The sequence below is a fragment of the Ensifer sp. Root127 genome (assembly GCF_001425225.1).
Classification (GTDB): Bacteria; Pseudomonadota; Alphaproteobacteria; order Rhizobiales; family Rhizobiaceae; genus Ensifer; species Ensifer canadensis.
Window position 1 is genome coordinate 43,160 of record NZ_LMDX01000005.1, and the last position, 17,181, is coordinate 60,340.

A 17,181-nucleotide genomic window follows, 5' to 3' on the forward strand; every position below is an offset into this window, starting at 1 on the left:
ACGACGTGCGAAGGCAACATCCATGCGTGTCACAAGCCTACCATTGCGCATCGGCGTCCTGGTCGAACAGGACGAGCATTTCGAGAATTGGCAACTGATGGTCTTTGATCGAATCGTGGCCGATCCGCGATACGCCCTGACCGCCTTGCTCGTTCATCCGGCACCCTATGGGGTCGGTAGGAGCTCCGTCTTTTTCAAGCTCGCTCATCGGCTCGAGCAGGCAGCGTTCGGCCGCCAGGCTGCATATAACCCGTGCAACTTCGATGCGCACAAACAGCGCATCGTGCCATTGGCATCGGCGCAGCCTGGGGCCGTCCAGGCGCAGGTGGCAGAGCTCGGTCTCGATCTGGTGATCCGCATGACGCCGAGCGGCCTGCCCGACGACGCCGTGCGCGAGCTGCCCTATGGCGAATGGGCGCTCTCCTTTTCCGATCAGAAGTCGGGGGCGGGCGAATGGTTCAGCTATCTCGAAGTGGCCAGCGGCGCGCCGGCCGTGGACCTTTCGCTCTACGTTCGGCTCGGCGTTTCCGCTTCGTCGGTTGCCATCGCCTCGTCCTCCTTCAACATCAAGTTCAGCGCGGTCAGGAACATCAACTTCGTCAAGGAGCGCGCCGCCACCCTGCTGCTGCGCGAACTCTCGCGACTGGCCGATACCGGGGAGCTTATCACCACGCCTCTGCCGGCGCGCCGGCAATCCGCGCCGCCGTCGATTGACGAGTTGGGCCGGTATCTCGGCATCCTCAGCGGCCAGCTCGTCGCGCGCGCGAAAAAGGCCGTGCAGCACAAGGCCGGCACGGGCTCGGCCGTCTGGACGCTCTTTACCGGCAGCGGCCGCATCGACGATTTCGAGCCGGGTATTTCGGTCGAAATCCCACCGACGTCGACGGACATCAAGGCGGATCCGTTTCTGCTTCAGCATGAAGGCGAGTGCTACCTGTTCTACGAGGCCTATGCCGATGGCGACCGCAAGGCGCATATCGCGGTCGGCCGCTTTGATGGCGATCGGCTTGAGCCGGTGGGTGTCGCGCTGAACTGCGACTACCACCTGTCCTACCCGTTCGTCTTCCGCGACGGCGACGACATCTTCATGATGCCAGAGACGCATCAATCCAGGCGCATCGAGATCTGGCGCTGCGTTGAGTTTCCGCTGAAGTGGGAGCTGCATGCGACCGCGCTCAATGGCATGTCTGCCGCCGACAGCGTGCTGACGCGCCATGACGGGCGGTGGTGGCTGTTTACGAACCTCTCCGAGTTCCACGCCTATGAGGATCACTGCAGCGAGCTTCACATCTTTGAAGTCGATGGGCCGGGGCTGGCGCGCATCACGCCGCACAAGCGCAATCCGGTGGTGCTCGGCAGCACGTTTGCCCGCAACGCTGGCCGGATCTTTGCGCGCGAGGGCCGTGTCTTCCGCCCATCGCAGCACAATGCCCATGGCATTTACGGCTATGGGCTGAACATCATGGAAATCGAGCAATTGGACCTGGAGAACTACCGGGAGCGGTGCATCAGAACCATCAAGCCCGATTTCAAACCGGGATTGCTCGGCTGCCACCATTTTGACGCTGCCGGGGATCGGTATGTGCTGGATGCGCGACTGACGCTTTGAGCGCCAGGACATCGTGATCGCTATAGCGAAGATGGACGGCATTGCCGAGGGTGAGCGCTGCCAGGGTGCCGGCGAAACCAGGCGGGCTCGCGAGGTCGAAGAGGCTCCAGTTCAGCGGCGCATCTCTGTCACCATCAAGGGATTCGAGCCTTGGACGGGAGGCTGCGTCGACGGTGACGTCGAATGAGTCCAGCGGCAGCGACAGCCCGGCGCCATGAGCCTTCACGAAAGCCTCCTTGCGCGTCCAGCAGCGATAGAACGCGTTGAGATAGTCGTCGCCGGCAAACGCCCCGAGAGCCGCGCACTCGCGCTTCGAAAAGAAATGTCCGGCAATATCCTCTTTCAGCGGCTTGATCGCTTCGATGTCGATGCCAACGGGATAATGGTCGGAAACCGCCAGCATCGCCACATCTGCGCTGTGGCTGAGATTGAAATGCAGCAACTCCGACGCGCCGGCGATGCGCGGCTTGCCGAAGACGTTGTAGGTCAGACCGATGCGGTGCGGCGGCAGGTGGAGGTAGTGGCCGAGCACGAGGCGCAAGCCGGCGCGGCCGGCTATGAAGCGTTGGCGATGGTCCTGATAGACCAAACGTGAGGCTCGCGCCTTTTCCTCGCCGCTCAGCATTGGGAACAGGCGGTCAATTTCGCACGCGGCCGGGTCAAGGTTCCAGCGCCAGATGTCGATGAAGTTGGGACCGATCCGGTCCAGGCTAGGTCGCATAGACGAGGCTCCCCTTCGAAGCGGGTCGATGGCGCAGCATGCGTCGGGCGAAATAGGTCATGAGCGGCAAGGGATAGTTCTCGCCGAGCCCGATGCGGCATGTCCTTTTGAGGATGTCGAGCGACCGCGGGCACATATCCGGCGTGTACTCGATCTTGCGGGATCCCCAGGCGTAGGGGTTCATCTTCGGATTTGCCGTGCGCTGTTCCAGTACCGGCAGCCAGTTGCTGTAGACGTGCCGGCTGGAATCATAGAGCCGGTAGACCCCGCGCTTGTTTTCAGCGGCGAACGCCCGCGCCTCTTCGGCCGTGTCGAAGATGACGTGCAGGCCGGCGGCATGGTCGCGGTCGTTGTGCGGGCCGATGCGCATGGCGTCGCTGGCCGACAGGATCTCTGCGATCGCATCGTAGCGACGGCGCAAGCGGCGGATCATTGGATCCAGCTTCTTCAACTGCACGTTCAGCATGGCGCCCTGGATCTGGCTGGCCTTCAGATTGATGCCGAGCATGGGCGGCTCATTTGCATTGTCGAGGTGGCCGCGAAAGAGCGCGCCGATGTCGTGATACATGCGCGCCCTGGCAAAAAGCCGGTCGTCGTTGGTGACCACGGCCCCGCCTTCGCCAATATTGATGTTCTTGAACTGGTTGAAGCTGAAGGCGCCGGCATCGCCGATAGTGCCCACCCGCACCCCCTTGTAGGTCAACCCTACGGCCTGACACGCATCCTCGATGACGACGAGCCCGTGCTGGCGGGCGATCTGCATGATACTGTCCATGTCGCACACCATGTTGGCCATGTGCACGGGAACGATGGCGCGCGTATAGGGCGTAATCTTTCGCAGGATATCTGCCGGGTCCATCGTCAAGGTCTCGTCGATATCGACAATGATGGGGATGGCACCGACGGCCAGTGCTGCACCGGCAGTGGCGATCCAGGTATAGGCGGGCACAAGCACCTCGTCGCCCGGACCGATGCCGGCGGCGGCCAGAGCCGCGATCAATGCGCCCGTGCCGCTGCTGACGGTCAGCACATGGCCTGTACCGAATTTGGCCGCGAAATCCGCTTCGAAACGTGTGAGTGGCCCGCTGCCGTCGCTGCTGAAGCGGGCCAGCTTGCCCGAGGCAAACACGGGGCCAAGTGCCAGCCATTCTCTGATACCTACACGCGCCATACCATCATCTCCGCTCCTTGCCGGCTCGCCGCACTCGCCGACCATCGGCGTCCAGGGATAAGGACAAATCGCCTGCAGGGTACCGGCCCCAAAAATCAAGCCTAGTCGCGTCGCGACATCGTTTCAAAATGGACTTCCGGCCAGCGCCTGAACAAAGTGTGCAGGCTCCAGCTAGCCGAAATCAGTAGATGCCCTACTCCCCTATGCATATTGGGAGATTTCGGCGCGATGGCGCTGGTGCTACGACCGGTGTGTAGTAAGCGGGAGTTCTTTTCATGCCGATCCGTGACCTCCGATCAGCCCCCTCTGGCACTGAGTTTCGCCCGGATGTGGCGATCATTGGCGGCGGTCCCGTCGGGTTGACGATAGCCCGGGAACTGGCCACCAGCCGCTGCCGAGTGCTGATCATCGAAAGCGGCGGCGCCGACTTCGAGGCCGCCCAGCAGACGCTGAATGCCGTCGTGAATGTCGGCGAGCCCGTTGTCCGAGACGGCGTCGAAAGCCTTGGCCGGGGTTACAACGGCAGCCTCGAATGGTTGAATGACATACCCCCCTTCGAGCTGCGCAACCGGGTGCTCGGTGGCAGTACGCATACATGGATCGGCAAATGCGCAAGCTTCGACGAAATCGACCTCGAGCGACGGCCCTGGCTGCCGGTGTCCGGTTGGCCGATGACGCGCGAAAGCCTCGGGCCGGTACTCGATCGCGCGGCGCTCCTGCTCAATCTCGGACCCAATCTCTATGACGAGAGACTCTTTGGTCGGCTCCATGCGCCGCCGGACGAACTCGGCTTTGACCGCGATCTGCTTCGTCCCTTCTTCTGGCAGTTCAGTCACGAACGCGATCGGCGCGGCGAACCCATGCGGTTTGCCAATGTGGCTGCCGAGCTGGTGACGCCGAACATCGACATCCTGACGCATGCCACCGTCACGGCGATCCATCTCGATCAGGGCGGCAGGCGTGTCGCGTCGCTCGATCTACAGAGCCTTGACGGAGCTTTCGCAAGTGTGCGGCCGGAGACTGTCGTTCTGTGTACGGGCGGCATCGAGAACGCCCGCCTGCTGCTGGCTTCGACATCGGTGATGCCGGGCGGTGTCGGCAACGGCAGAGGTGTCGTCGGGCGCTACCTCGCCGATCACCCGCGCTCGTCGCTCCTCCGCTTCGACCGGCAGGATATTGACGCCGTGGCACGGCACTTCAACTTCTACGGCCTGTGGGATCAAGGCGCGACCCGGTTCTATCTCCATGGTCTGCGCCTCAGCCCGGACGTCCAGAGGCGCGAAGAGCTGGTCAACTGCGCGGCCTACCCTGTGCAGATCCATTCGGCTCGTGATCCATGGGCGGCGCTGAAGCGACTGATGCGGGGCGACCGCACGCGACTTGCGAGCGATCTTGCTGTTGTCGCGCGGTCGCCTGCCTTCCTGGCAGCAGGTACCTTCCGCCGGAAGGTGCAAAAGCGGGGAATGATGCACCGGTCCGACGAGCTACGCTTCGATGTCATGGTCGAGCAGAAGCTCGACGCGGAGAGCCGCGTCACCCTGTCTGATCAGCGGGACCGGTTCGGCGTACCGATGCCGTGTGTCGCTTGGAAAATCGGCTCCACGGAGGTGCAGAGCGTCAAGCGGCTTGCACGGGCACTGGTCTCCGAATTCGTGCGCAATGGCCTTCCACAGCCGCGCCTGGTCGACTGGATAGCCGAGAATGACGATGGCAAGGCTGCGTTCACCGACATGGCGCATCCGTCCTGCACGACGCGCATGGGGAGCGATCCGGCCACCAGTGTAGTCGATGCGAATTCCATGGTGCATGGAGTGGACGGGCTCTTTGTCGCCGGCAGCTCGATCTTTCCGACGCCCGGCCACGCCAATCCGACCTTGATGACGCTTGGCCTGGCGATGCGTCTTGCCGATCATCTGAAGATGCGGCTGGAAAGACGCCCGGCAGCGACGGCGACGTCTCGTGCGGTTGCGGAGGAAACGGTCGCCGTACCGGGAATTTGATGCCTATCCCTTCGCCTATGGGCCCTTGGTCGTCATTGCAGGCGGAAATAGAAACCGGCGCTTTCGCTCGGCCCCAGCTCGGGATGTGTTTCGATCACATGTGAGAGCGACGGGATGGACCAGCGGTCGACGAGGCGGTAGCCGAGTCTCTCGATGTCACTGCGGAACACCTCTTCGTTCCGCATCTGGTAAGGCACGATGGCCGTGCCGATGCGCTCCAGCGTTACAACGGCGCCGCCTTTTCTCAGCGCCACCTTGTTGAGCAGGAGGTGGCGGGGCAGGGTGGGCATCCGTCCCAGAAGGTCTGACAGCTGGACATCGAGATATTGCAGCAATCCCGAGCCGAGGAACAACGGCACAGGGCCGGCATCGGCGATGCGATCGACGAAATGCAGATTGTCGAGCTTATCCTGTTCGGCCCGGCGCCGGCCCGCCTGCACGATCGCAGGCAAGTCGTAGACAACCCATCGGAAGGATCCTTCGAGCGAGAGAAGGTCGTGGAACGCCCGGTATTTGGTGCCCATGTGGCCGCCGGCATCGACGAGGCCGTCGATCTCGCCCATGACCTGCCGCATCCAGAAAAGCACCGGGTAATCCCAGGGCGCGATCTCGCACATCTTCTCGAAGGCAACCTGCGCGATTTCCTCATGGTCATAGCCGGCAAGCCCGTTGGAGCGGGCGGCAGCGATTGCGTCTTCGAACGACGCGTAGGCGCCGGTGAAACGCTGTGGAAACGGCGAGAGATATCGCAGCCGTCCACCGGCCGCCTTCAGCGGGGTCAGGGAGCGGTTGAGGCTACGCATTGCGCTGCGCAGAAGCGGGTAGGCGGTGTTCCTGATATCGCTGGTCAGCACGATGCGTCTCCCCTGGTTGCCGCGCCTGCGTTGTCCTGTGTGCTTCTTATCCATGGCGGCCGAACGCGAAGAGCGGCCGCAAGGCATCGCTCCATCGCTGCAGCACGGCGAGTGCTGCGACATAAATCGCCGCACCGGCAACCACCTGCAGCGCGATCGTCGACATCTGCTTCAGCGACGACGCTTCGGCTATCCGGCCGAACAGAAAGACGGCGGCGGCCATGGCGCAGACGGCGATTGCCACCAGGCCGCAGTCGCGAAGGACGCGGTTCCAGGCAAGTTCGCCCTCGCGCGATTGCAGGCGCATGGATATGTTGAACGAAAACACCGCGGCGACGCACTGTCCCAGCGCCGTAGCAACCGCGCCGAACGGGGTCAGGAGAATGACCAGGCCGACGGAGATCGCCCCATTCAACATGACGGCCCGCGGCATCCTGTGAATGTTGCCGCTCAGCGAAAGCAGCGGCTCGGTGACGTAGCCCGGGATCAGAAGCGTCTGTTTCGCGGCGAGTATTGCAACAAGGATCGCCGCCGGTGCCCACTTCTCACCCAGAACGACGTCGATCAATTCTGCCGAGATCAGCGCGAGACCGAGATAGATCGGCGTCGAGATCGCCATCAGCACGGTCATGAAGGTGGTGGCAGTCGTCCCGATCGCGGCCCGGTCGACATTGCCCTTGTCCTTGCCCGCCGCGCGGCCGAAGAGGATCCAGGCAAGCATCCGGGCGGGTTCACCCATAAGCTCGGAGAATGCGGCGACGATCCGCTCCGCTGCCCGGTAGTATCCCGCTTCGGCCAGGCCGAGGAAGCTGCCCACCACCAGCGTGCCGGCGTAGGAGCGAAAGAACACCACAAGCCGGTTGGCGACGATATGGCGCGAGAATTCCAACACCTGCATGGCGTAAGCGCGGCGCAAGCGCAGACGCGGCAGCCATCGCACCAAGATCATCGAGGCGACCAGGATCGTCAGCTGTTGCGCCAACCGTCCGCAGATGAGAGCAACAATGTTCCACCCCAAGGAAAGCCCGCCGATCGCCACGAGCAGCCCGATGATCTCGGCCGCGATCCTAATGATAGATTGGCCGCGCAACCGGCCATGCGAGATGAGAATGCCGTCGTAAACCGTCGACAGCGATGCTGGCAGGTACCAGGAGCTGAAAAGGGCGACCAGCAGCGCGTTCCAACCGTGACCCAGCATGAACATGGTTGCGGCGGTACACAGGCCCAGGATCGTGGCGATAAGCCCTGATAGCATCGACAGGGTCGCCAGCTGATCGATATCAGTCTTATCGGCGCCGCCTTTCATGATGAATTCGCCCCATCCGCCTTCGGCGACAACAAGAACGAAGATGGCGAAGGACGAGGCGAACGCAAAGAAGCCGAATTCGGCCGCCGCCAGAACATGTGCCGCGACGATGAAAATCGACAATTGGGCGGCCTGCGAGATGACCTTGGCGCACAGGGCGGCAAAGCCGTCGCCAATCAGGTGCGGCAGGCGCAAGGCGCGGGAGAAATCTGGCAGCAGCCGTCGCAATGGGAGGATTGCCGTCTCGATCCAGCGGGCCATCATTGCACCACGACTGAGAGGAAGCGGCGCTGACGGAAGGATGATAACGGGTCGGGCTCAACCGCTCGTGCCGAGCGTTGCGTAGCGACTTTCGCGAAATTGCCCCGATTTGCTGAAAATTCGCAAGGCCTAAGGTATGGTGTCCGTTGTCGCCATGATTCGGGTATAGCCCGTTCTGTGCGGAAGAATGGGCGATGGCGTGAACGGTGGCGCCCGCAGTTCGCCTGAATTCCGTGGCTGGTTGCGGCCAGGGAAAGAGCGGCGACGCAGGCGGGAAAGGGGAGCTCGCAGCAGATGTTGAGACGGATGTCGTTGGACAAAGAGGGCGCCATGACCAATCGGCCTGCATGGAACACGACGCTGGCCATTCGCTGGTTAGTGGTCATGCTGTGCCTTGTCTTTTGGGCGGCCGTGATTTTTTTCATCTGGTGAACGTCCCCGTCAGGTCTCGTTTGTTGCAAAGAGGACGACGCCCACCGTTTTTACGATGATCACCATGTCGAGATAGATCGACCGAGACTGGTAGTACTCGATGTCGAATTGGACGCGCTCGTCATAGGTCGTGTCCGGCCGTCTTTTGACTTGCCACATGCCGGTGATGCCGGGCTTCAGCCCCGTGTAGTAATGCAGGTTCGGACCGTATTTCTCGGTTTCTTCAGGTGAAATTGGTCGAGGGCCGACAAGGCTCATATCGCCACGCAGCACGTTATAGAACTGCGGCAGTTCGTCGAGACAGGTCATCCGCAGGATCTTGCCGAGCCAATGGACACGCGGGTCGCCGACGAGTTTGCGGTTCTCCATCCACTCCCTGTTTCGCGCGGGGTCGGAGGCCAGCAGTTCCGCAAGCCGCTCCGCCGCATCGAGGCGCATGGATCTGAACTTGAGACACTCGAACATCTCCCCCTGCGCACCGACACGGGCCTGTCGGAAAAGGATAGGGCGTCCGTCGACAATCATGAGCGCGATTGCAATCAGCGCCAGGGCAGGCGCAAGGAAGATCAGCGCCAGGATGGAGACGGTCACGTCGATCAGACGCTTGGATCTGCTAGCGCGCCGTGCTGCGATGGTTCCGCGCGCGGTATGCCCTTGTCGTCCAGCGCCATCAGAAACGGACAGCATATCTCTCACCCCTCCAAACACCGTTCGCCCTTAACAGGCTGCCAGCGGGCGCATTGATTTACAATCGACCCTGATGGGCAGGGCCTAGTCCAATGGAGGTACGCGACGGACAGGATTGCGCCGCCAGGCGGTCGGCGGTCTAATCGAGAGCAAGCCGAATGCCTCCGGGTTTTGCCGGGTTGCCGTAACTCCTGTCGCCCAGTTGCTCCCGGTGACGATTGACGCCGTTTCATGGAGCATCTCCACTGCGTAGATCACAGACAGCGCTGTCGATCGTCGTGATCGCGCTCCGCGCCGAATGGTGCAGTACGCGACGGTAGAGGTCGATTAACTCATCCGCCCAGGTTTCCGGCGAATGCGCCAGCCCGCCGGCCTCCTTGAAGCAGTTCGCGCTCATCCTCTGCACCAATGCGTCATCGGCGGCGACGGATCGTATAGCGGCGGCGAGATCCTCGACATTGGCGATGCGGAATTTGACGCCGCATCCCAAGGCCTCAATCTCGTCCGCGAGCAATGCAGCGTCGGGCAGGATGACCGGTATGCCGCTCGAAACGGCTTCGAGAGCCGCCAGCCCGAACGGTTCGGGCACGCGCGACGAGACCACGACTGCACGTGCGCTGCGAATGATGTCCCGCATCTCGTCCTTCGACTTCCATCCGTGAACGGTTGCCTCGGGGTAGGTCTTCTCGATCATGGTGCGACCTGAGCCATCGCCGATGAAGTGAAGCGGGACCTTTGCAAGGCTCGCTGCCTTGGCTGCATCCTCGAACCCTTTTTCGGGTTCCAGCCGGCCGACGAACACGAAGTTGCGGTTGGTCCAGGGCTGGAGCCCGGGGCCGATGAAGGGAAGCACCGGATTGCGGATTGTTTCGATCCGGGTGCCGTTCATGCCGGCGCGTTCGAAATAGGACCGCATCTTCTCGTGCACGACGATGATGTTCGCGGCCATTCGCTTGGTCGGGAAAAGATGCTCGCGCAGCATGTGCCGCGCCGAGCGCCAGGCCTTCTCGTGCAGTCCGCGCTTGTCGCATTGTGTCGTCAGGCAACGGCCCGACATCGGTTTGAGGTCGCAGACACGCTGGGTCTGGAAATTGACGAAGCCGCCATTGGGGCAGGCGAGGAAGTAATCGTGAGCGTGTAGAATGACGCGATCGCGCACCGGTGCCAGTGCCCGAAAGATCGCCGGCGACAGGATCTTCGACCAGCCATGAACATGGTAGATCGTCGATGACGTATCGCGGCTGGTGATCAACGAACTCAGGGCCTCGTAGACGGGCGGAGCGTAAAGGCCGAGCCGGAATGCGTCGCTCCGCCGCCGCTCAAGGAGGGGAACAGCGTCGAGATTGATCGTATCGGCGGCCGGCCGGTCGACGGGGGCGCCGTCCCCGGCAAAGAACGTCACCGATAGGCCGCGCTGTTGGAGCAACTCGGCCGAGAGTATGGCGAGGTTCGTGGCGCCACCGACCCTGGTGGAGCGGTCGTTGATGACGACGACACGGTCGGGCGGCAGGACCATCATGGCGCTACTCGAGCCTTTCCACGTTCTGCGGCGCGAGCCGGCCGGTCAGCAGATCCAGGAAAGCGCGGACATTGCCGCGCAGGCGGCCTTTTCGATCGATCCACGGCTCCGGGTTCCAGACCCTGACCGAGTTCGCGATCAGGTTTCGCGCCATCTGGACGGTGGCGTGGCGGATGCTCATTGTATGCTTGCGCATGAGGTAAATGGGGTTGGCGATCTGTGAGTAGCCGAACTTGATGCCAGAGGTGCGGGCTTTCTTCGTTCCGAGGTGGACGCCCAGCAGTTTGCTCGAACGAACGACACGACCATGCTTGGCAACCAGCCGGCTAAAGTCGACGTCTTCGAGCCAACCATAGAGCGGTAGATTTTCGTCAAAGCGTAACCCGCCGCGTCGGATGGCGTCAGTCCTCACCGCCATGTTGCAGCCGTAAGCGCTGTAAATCGGTGCGAAGGTCTCCGGCAGATCCGGCCAAGGCAATCCTGCCTCTATCATCTCAAGCCCATCATCGATTGCGATACCTGGGCCGATGATGCCATCGGCGATGACAGTGCCCGTGCACATGGCGACGTCAGGTTTGCCGACGAACAGCTCCAACAATTCGCTCAAATACGACGGCGCCATCAGGAAATCGTCGTCAAGGAACAGAATGATGTCAGCATTCACCGCCGCCAGTATCCGGTTGCGTTGGCGGCACAGACCACGTTCGGACAGGATCACGGTGACAGGGCAGGCGAGCATGTCCGTGCAACTCGGATCCATATCCTCCGGAGACGAAAGACAGACGTAAATCTCGTCTGGCTGCCGGGTCTGTCGGGCGATCAGGGGCAGGACGGCGGAGAGAATGTCCCTTCGCCCGCAGCTCGGTATGCCGATGGCAACCGTTGCCGGACGAACTTCGGTGGGATCGCCCGTTGCCGGCATCATCTTCTGAACTTGCGCCATTGTTTTCGGTCCCAGCGGATGTTGGTACGGCGAGGGCCGTCGCTTCTGTTTGAAATGACGCCGAGCAAAGCGACGCGTGATTTGCCGAATGTCGCCAAGGCTTCGCCCAAGCGTTCGACGGTCATCTTGTCGGACTGTCCAAGAACCACGACGATGCCGTCGAGGTAAGTACAGATCACACGCGTATCGGCCGAATCCTCGAAGCCCGACATGTCGACGATGATCACCTTGTAGCGCTGTCTCAGTAGCTCGAGCTCCGATTTCAGCGCCGGCAGGTGACCGTAGCGCTGATGCGCGACGGCGGCCTTGCGTGTCTGGTCGACAGTCAGAACCGGTACGCAGCGAACGGCCTTGCCGTCGAATTCGTCGACGTGCTGCGGCGCTTCGCTTGATCTGCGCCTGGAGTATTGGCCGGCAATGCCCAGGATCCGCAGGCTCTCCATGCCGAAGCCCGCACCATCCTCGGTGGTGACGCGGCTGAGCCGCGAGCCGACGAAATCCGCATCGACGAGCAGGACCGAGGTCCCTTCGTTCATGTAGAGCTGGGCGAGGTTGGCGGCGATCGTGGTCTTGCCCTCGCCGGGTCCGACCGAGGTCACGCCGATCACCGCCGTCGCATTGGCAGGGAAGGCGGAATCGACCGAGTTCTTGACGCCGCGCAGGGCCTCGGAGAAGCGCGAATAGGGCATGTCCAGGACCGATCTAAGCGGCAGCATGGTGGAGGCGATCGGAGGCTGATGGGGACGTGGGCTGCTTCTGAACATCGGCACGTGGCCGAGCGACGTTATCCCGAGCTCGGCGCGAAGGCGCTCGCTGGAGCTGACGCGCCGGTCGAGACCGTCGCGCAGCACCGACAGCATCAACCCGGTTGCCAATCCGAACATCAGCGAAAACGGCATGATCGTCGAAGGTTTCGGCCAGGTCTTGCCCAGCGGCGCCGTTGCCGCCGTCACGATGCGTGCCTTGCCGAGGGGGAAGGATTGCTTTTGCAAAGCGCCGATGAGCTGCTGTAGAATGCCCTCGTACATGCTGCGGTAGGTGGTCGCGCGGCTTTCCATCTCGGAGAGTTCGACGCGGGCGACGTTTTTGCCGGCACCCGCCGCGGTAAGGCTGGCAAGCTCGCTTTCCAGCAGCTTTTCCCGGGTCTTGGCGATGTCCACATTCGACTTGTAGAACTGTTCGATGCGCAGGAATTCGTTGCGAAGAGAGGCATCCAGCCGCGCAATATCTGCCTCGGCGGCGACAATGGCGGGATTTCCGCTGTCGTATCGGGTCTTGAGATTGTCGAGCTTGGCGGATGCCAGGCGCATTTCTTCGTTGAGCTTCTGGATCTGCGGGTTGTCGAGACTGTCGTTGACGGTCGCGACCAGCGTATCTTTCGACATGAGCTGTTGCAGCGTCATCAGCTTGGCCGATTCCGCTGCGGTCGCGGCGCGTGCCGCCAGCATCTGGCTGCTGAGTTCGGAAAGCTGTTGCTGATCGAGCGTCGACGCGGTGCCCACCGTTGTGATGTCGTTCTTGGCGCGGAACTCCTCCACGGTCATGGCGGCTGCGCGGGCCTGCGCGCCGACTTCGATAAGGCGACTTTCCAGCCACTTGGCGCCGCTTCTCGCGGCGTCCGATCTCTCGTTCATGCCCGTGCGGATATAGGCTCCAGCAATGGCGTTGGCGGTCTTGGCCGCCTTTCGCGGGTCCGTGGAAGAGTAGCCGATCTCAAGCACGTAGGATTGGCCGACGCGCCGCACGGTTACGCGCGAGAGAAAGGCGGCCATCGTGCGCCGCATCAGATACTCGTCGTCGACCTTATCATCGTCGGAATTCTTGGCCCCCGACGAGAGCAGCGAGCCGATCATGCCGCGGATCGAGACGCCGCCGCCGACAATTTCCGGATCATTGGTCAAGTCGAGTTGTTCGATCACGGCGCGGGCAATCGCCTCGGATTTGACGATTTCGACTTCGCTGGCGATTTCGGCTGCTTCGATGATGATCGTTCCGGTCGAGGCATCCTGTGAGGCGATGCGACCCTGCTCGGGATCGATCACCAGGCGGACGGTCGCGGTAAAGGTCGGTGCCGTGTTGAGTATGTAGAATGCGCCGAGCGCCAGCCCGATCACGCCACAGATCCCGATGCGAATGAGGTGCCGCCGCAGGAAGTCGGAAACATCGCGGAAGGATATGCTCTCCTGGCCAGATGAACGCTTGGCCTCGAAGTTCTCATCCAGCACGATTTTTGAGATGTCATGCACGACCATTGGTGTTCCCCATGAAATACGCTGCGCCACAGTTGATCTGTCGTTGCTATTGGGACTGCTCGATGCCCACCGATGTCAGAAGCTTGTTATCCAGCGCTGCCGTCAGCGCCGAGCGCACGTCGAGCACGTCGCCCGGAACCAGCAATGTTGCTTCCGTAACTCTCACGGCCGGGTCGGTGCCGCCGCCGTGTGTTATCCAGTACTCCAGCGGCTCCAGGTCCATTGCCTTCCTGTCGGCGAAACGGGAAAGCGAAGCGCCGTTGATCTGCAGCAGTTGCAGCGTCGTGCTGCGCTTGAGCTTCAGATCTTCGATCGCGGCTTCCGTCGTCTGCAGGTCGCGGCCGGCTTCGGTTCGGCGCTGACCCTGCAAGGTCACGGCATCGCGTTCGGTTTCGCTGAGTTTCTGCTTGGCGCGCATGGCGGCCACCTGGAGGTCGAGCTTGTCGCTTTGCAGTTCTGCGACGATCCGCTCGAGCGACGTCTGCCGCGACTTCGTCACCGTCTGGTCGTTCACCAGCTTCGATATGCCTTTGAGCTCGTCCTGCGCGATCTCGATCTGACGCTGCTGGACGGCCGTTTTTTCATCGAGCACATCGATTTCGTTCTTGAGCAGCGTGCCGAGCTCGGCAAGGGAATCGAGCTGGCGGCGCATGGCTTCGATCCGGGCATCGAAGAGCGTGCTCTCGTCGCGTACGATCTGCTGGATGGCGGCGCTATCGGCGGCCTTGAGCGCCTGGGGAAACTCGATCTTGGGGCCGTCGGTGAACTCGGCCCTCAGCCGCGCCCGACGGGCGGCGAGTTGCATCATCTCAAGTTCCATCCGGTTCAACTCGCCGGTGTAGCGGATCTGCTCCATGTCGGAGTAGCCGCCGGCAGGGTTCGTACGGCGTTCGCGCCCGCCCGCCATGGCCACCGCCTGCATCACAGTCATGCCCGGGCGGAATTCCAGCTCGCTCGGCCGGTCCACCAGACCCGTGACATAGATCATCGGGTAGCGGACAACTTCGACGGATGTCTCCGGCGCCTTGCTGAGGCCGGTGCGCTCCTTCAGGAGGTCGGCGATCGTGGCCGCCAGTTCTGCGGGTGTCCGATCCTTGGCCTTCACTTCGCCGACCAGCGGAACCGAGATCGTGCCAGCGGGGGATACGACATATTCTCCGTTGAGCGCGGTCCATTCCTTGTATTCCCCGGTCGCCGCGACCCATTCGACGATCGCGACCTTGACCCTTGTCTGGGGTTGCAAACGGAACACGGGCTCGGCATGGGCCTGATGGATGGGAGCAAGAGTGCTCAGGCCGATCGCCAGGTACAGGGTCGAGACACGGCCAAGCGACGACAGGCGATGCAGAATACGGTGATCGGCATGGGGCATGGGGCCTCGCTGATGTTCCAGCGCGCCACGGTACCGGACAGCTCGGCTTGGTGTGGCGCGTCGGATTGATTGTCGGCCCAAAACGTTCGAGGTAAATTCCCTGCGGTCTAATCGTGGGTAATCCCTTTAGGGGAATATCCCTAAACTGGCGGCACCATCGGATAGGATTGCCTCGGCCTATGGCTAAACCCGGGTCGTCCGCCACCGGCCGCTAAACCTTTCGGGTATGACGATCGTTCCTTCGGATGCACCCCCGGACCGATCTTGGCTCTGTGCACGCGCACCTTGTGTGTCCCATGCTGCGGCAGGATCGTTTCAGAGGGGAGCACTATGCGCGTCGCAATCGTTCATTATTGGCTGGTATCGATGCGCGGCGGGGAGAAGGTGATTGAATCGCTTTGCGACCTCTATCCCGAGGCCGACATCTTCACCCTGGTTTATGATCCGGGCCGCGTGTCCGACAAGATCAAGAAGCACAAGGTCACCTCGTCATTCCTACAGCGCATTCCGGGAGCGATCGGGCACTATCAGTCGCTGCTGCCACTGATGCCTTTTGCGCTCGAGAGCCTCGATCTCAGCGGCTACGACCTGATCATTTCGAGTGAGTCGGGGCCGGCGAAGGGGATCATCCCGCCGCCACATGCAGCACACATCTGCTACTGCCATTCTCCCATGCGCTATCTCTGGGATCACTACCATGCCTATCGGTCGAGCGCGGGCCTGTTGTCACGGATGATGATGCCGGTGCTGGCGCCGATGCTGCGCAGTTGGGACGTCAATACCAGCATGCGGGTGGATCGGTTTGTCGCCAATTCCCATCATGTTGCGGCACGCATCGGCAAATACTACCGACGTCCGGCCACGGTCGTCTATCCGCCTGTGAGCACAGAGGACTTCGCACCCTCGACGCAGATCGAGGATTTCTATCTTTGTGCGGGGCAGATCGTCCCCTACAAGCGAATCGATCTCGCGGTCGAGGCGTTCACGAAGATGGGCAAGAACCTGGTCGTGATCGGCGACGGCAAGGAACAGGACATCGTCAGGCTGAAGCGCATGGCCGGTCCCACCGTCACCTTCCTCGGGCGCGCGCCTTTTGCAGTGCTGAAGGAAAAGCTCTCGCGCTGCCGCGCTCTTGTCTTTCCCGGAGAGGAAGACTTCGGCATCGTGCCTGTCGAGGCCATGGCGAGCGGCCGTCCGGTCATCGCCTTTGGCGCCGGGGGGGCGCTTGAAACCGTCGTGCCCAATCTGACGGGCATGCTTTTCGAGCAGCAGAGTGTCGACGCGCTGATCAAGGCGATCTACGCTTTCGAGGCGCGCGAAGATACCTTCCGGCCCGACGTCATCAGGACACACACTGCCCAGTTCAGCGTCAGGAAATTCAAGTCCGGCATGCAGGCGGTGATCGATGACGAGCTTCGTCAGCGCCGCGCGCTGCCGTTCGGCGACGGAAAACTGGCGATCGGCGGGTTTCAAATGCGCGACGCGGAAAGCGCGACGCCGCTGCATTGAGGGCGGTCGATGTTCAAACGGGAATTGCCGGCGCGCCACCTTGGCTTGCCGTCGGCCGGAAGAGGTGGACATGCGTTTTCTTGTTCGTCGGCTGGAGGCTTTCAATCGGGATGAGCTGCCCGCTTGGCGTGGTGCTCAATCGCGCCCGAGACAGGCGCTGCTATTCGTGCCGCGCATCCTCGAATTCCTCGTGATGTATGCCGTCGGTGTGCTTGCCCTTGCGGCAATCCTCGTTCTGATGACGGTTGGGTGGCTGACGGGGCTTGACCGCAAGGCAGGCTGACGGATGGGCGGTTGAAGCGACGCTCCCGGTGGCGGCACCTTCTGCAGATCTGTCTCGCTATGCGGCTTTCGAGCCACACTGGTCCGACGCTATCGCCATCCTATGTCCATATTGGCGCAACTGCCCTTCGGCAGGTGTCCGCAGGCGATTGGTGTTCTCCATCAGCAACAGTCCGCCGCAAACTTGCATCCGGGTGCTCGCGCCCGGAGCGGTGCCTTCGAAATGTCCGATCGGCGTTCAACGGTGACGTCTCTGTCGCTCG

Annotated in this window: 13 protein-coding genes; 4 read left to right on the forward strand and 9 right to left on the reverse strand. The window is 62.0% G+C overall.

Annotation, left to right across the window (positions count from 1 at the left end; all coding sequences use genetic code 11):
• Positions 1-22 precede the first annotated feature (22 nt).
• Complete coding sequence (locus ASD03_RS09395) at positions 23-1,609, forward strand: hypothetical protein (RefSeq protein ID WP_057213012.1); 1,587 nt, start codon at positions 23-25, stop codon at positions 1,607-1,609.
• On the opposite strand, the gene ASD03_RS09400 is transcribed toward ASD03_RS09395, so the two are convergent.
• Both ASD03_RS09400 and ASD03_RS09405 read right to left on the reverse strand, forming a co-directional pair.
• Entirely contained in the window at positions 1,530-2,330 is an 801-nt protein-coding gene (locus ASD03_RS09400; protein WP_063978329.1) for a 4'-phosphopantetheinyl transferase superfamily protein, read from the reverse strand. The two genes, ASD03_RS09395 and ASD03_RS09400, sit on opposite strands and share 80 nt — an antisense overlap.
• Positions 2,320-3,501, reverse strand: coding sequence for a DegT/DnrJ/EryC1/StrS family aminotransferase (locus ASD03_RS09405; RefSeq protein ID WP_057213014.1), 1,182 nt, complete (start codon positions 3,499-3,501; stop codon positions 2,320-2,322). The genes ASD03_RS09400 and ASD03_RS09405 overlap by 11 nt, the downstream gene beginning before the upstream one ends.
• 275 nt (positions 3,502-3,776) lie before the next feature.
• Between ASD03_RS09405 and ASD03_RS09410 the strand changes: the two genes are divergently transcribed.
• Entirely contained in the window at positions 3,777-5,501 is a 1,725-nt protein-coding gene (locus ASD03_RS09410; RefSeq protein WP_057213016.1) for a GMC family oxidoreductase, read from the forward strand.
• A gap of 32 nt (positions 5,502-5,533) precedes the next feature.
• Here the strand turns inward: ASD03_RS09410 and ASD03_RS09415 are convergent, their stop codons facing one another.
• The 7 genes from ASD03_RS09415 to ASD03_RS09445 form a co-directional block, all read right to left on the reverse strand.
• Entirely contained in the window at positions 5,534-6,355 is an 822-nt protein-coding gene (locus tag ASD03_RS09415) for a methyltransferase, TIGR04325 family (protein ID WP_244494347.1), read from the reverse strand.
• Positions 6,356-6,401: 46 nt separating this feature from the next.
• Positions 6,402-7,922, reverse strand: a complete 1,521-nt coding sequence (locus ASD03_RS09420; RefSeq protein WP_244494346.1) for an oligosaccharide flippase family protein — start codon at positions 7,920-7,922, stop codon at positions 6,402-6,404.
• Positions 7,923-8,363: 441 nt separating this feature from the next.
• On the reverse strand, positions 8,364-9,041 hold the full coding sequence (locus ASD03_RS09425; RefSeq protein ID WP_057213020.1) for a sugar transferase: 678 nt from the start codon (positions 9,039-9,041) through the stop codon (positions 8,364-8,366).
• A 229-nt stretch (positions 9,042-9,270) separates the two neighbouring features.
• On the reverse strand, positions 9,271-10,560 hold the full coding sequence (locus ASD03_RS09430; protein WP_082555730.1) for a glycosyltransferase family 4 protein: 1,290 nt from the start codon (positions 10,558-10,560) through the stop codon (positions 9,271-9,273).
• Between the two features lie 4 nt (positions 10,561-10,564).
• The gene (locus tag ASD03_RS09435; RefSeq protein ID WP_348523268.1) at positions 10,565-11,434 is read right to left on the reverse strand and encodes a glycosyltransferase; all 870 of its coding nucleotides are present in this window, start codon (positions 11,432-11,434) and stop codon (positions 10,565-10,567) included.
• Positions 11,435-11,481: 47 nt separating this feature from the next.
• On the reverse strand, positions 11,482-13,755 hold the full coding sequence (locus ASD03_RS09440) for an exopolysaccharide transport family protein (RefSeq protein ID WP_057213022.1): 2,274 nt from the start codon (positions 13,753-13,755) through the stop codon (positions 11,482-11,484).
• 46 nt (positions 13,756-13,801) lie between these two features.
• On the reverse strand, positions 13,802-15,127 hold the full coding sequence (locus ASD03_RS09445; RefSeq protein ID WP_082555729.1) for a polysaccharide biosynthesis/export family protein: 1,326 nt from the start codon (positions 15,125-15,127) through the stop codon (positions 13,802-13,804).
• 330 nt (positions 15,128-15,457) lie between these two features.
• Here ASD03_RS09445 and ASD03_RS09450 point away from each other — a divergent pair, with 330 nt between their 5' ends.
• Positions 15,458-16,636 carry a glycosyltransferase gene (locus tag ASD03_RS09450; protein WP_082555728.1) on the forward strand — a complete coding sequence of 393 codons (1,179 nt, stop codon included), beginning with the start codon at positions 15,458-15,460 and terminating at the stop codon, positions 16,634-16,636.
• Between the two features lie 70 nt (positions 16,637-16,706).
• Entirely contained in the window at positions 16,707-16,919 is a 213-nt protein-coding gene (locus ASD03_RS09455; RefSeq protein WP_057213024.1) for a hypothetical protein, read from the forward strand.
• Positions 16,920-17,181 lie beyond the last annotated feature (262 nt).

What these genes read in the sequence shown, in the direction of transcription:
- ASD03_RS09395 (WP_057213012.1), top strand. Translation starts at nt 23, where the DNA reads ATGCGTGTCACAAGCCTACCATTGCGCATCGGCGTCCTGGTCGAACAG.
- ASD03_RS09400 (WP_063978329.1), bottom strand. Translation starts at nt 2,330, where the DNA reads ATGCGACCTAGCCTGGACCGGATCGGTCCCAACTTCATCGACATCTGG.
- ASD03_RS09405 (WP_057213014.1), bottom strand. Translation starts at nt 3,501, where the DNA reads ATGGCGCGTGTAGGTATCAGAGAATGGCTGGCACTTGGCCCCGTGTTT.
- ASD03_RS09410 (WP_057213016.1), top strand. Translation starts at nt 3,777, where the DNA reads ATGCCGATCCGTGACCTCCGATCAGCCCCCTCTGGCACTGAGTTTCGC.
- ASD03_RS09420 (WP_244494346.1), bottom strand. Translation starts at nt 7,922, where the DNA reads ATGGCCCGCTGGATCGAGACGGCAATCCTCCCATTGCGACGGCTGCTG.
- ASD03_RS09425 (WP_057213020.1), bottom strand. Translation starts at nt 9,041, where the DNA reads ATGCTGTCCGTTTCTGATGGCGCTGGACGACAAGGGCATACCGCGCGC.
- ASD03_RS09430 (WP_082555730.1), bottom strand. Translation starts at nt 10,560, where the DNA reads ATGATGGTCCTGCCGCCCGACCGTGTCGTCGTCATCAACGACCGCTCC.
- ASD03_RS09440 (WP_057213022.1), bottom strand. Translation starts at nt 13,755, where the DNA reads ATGGTCGTGCATGACATCTCAAAAATCGTGCTGGATGAGAACTTCGAG.
- ASD03_RS09445 (WP_082555729.1), bottom strand. Translation starts at nt 15,127, where the DNA reads ATGCCCCATGCCGATCACCGTATTCTGCATCGCCTGTCGTCGCTTGGC.
- ASD03_RS09450 (WP_082555728.1), top strand. Translation starts at nt 15,458, where the DNA reads ATGCGCGTCGCAATCGTTCATTATTGGCTGGTATCGATGCGCGGCGGG.
- ASD03_RS09455 (WP_057213024.1), top strand. Translation starts at nt 16,707, where the DNA reads ATGCGTTTTCTTGTTCGTCGGCTGGAGGCTTTCAATCGGGATGAGCTG.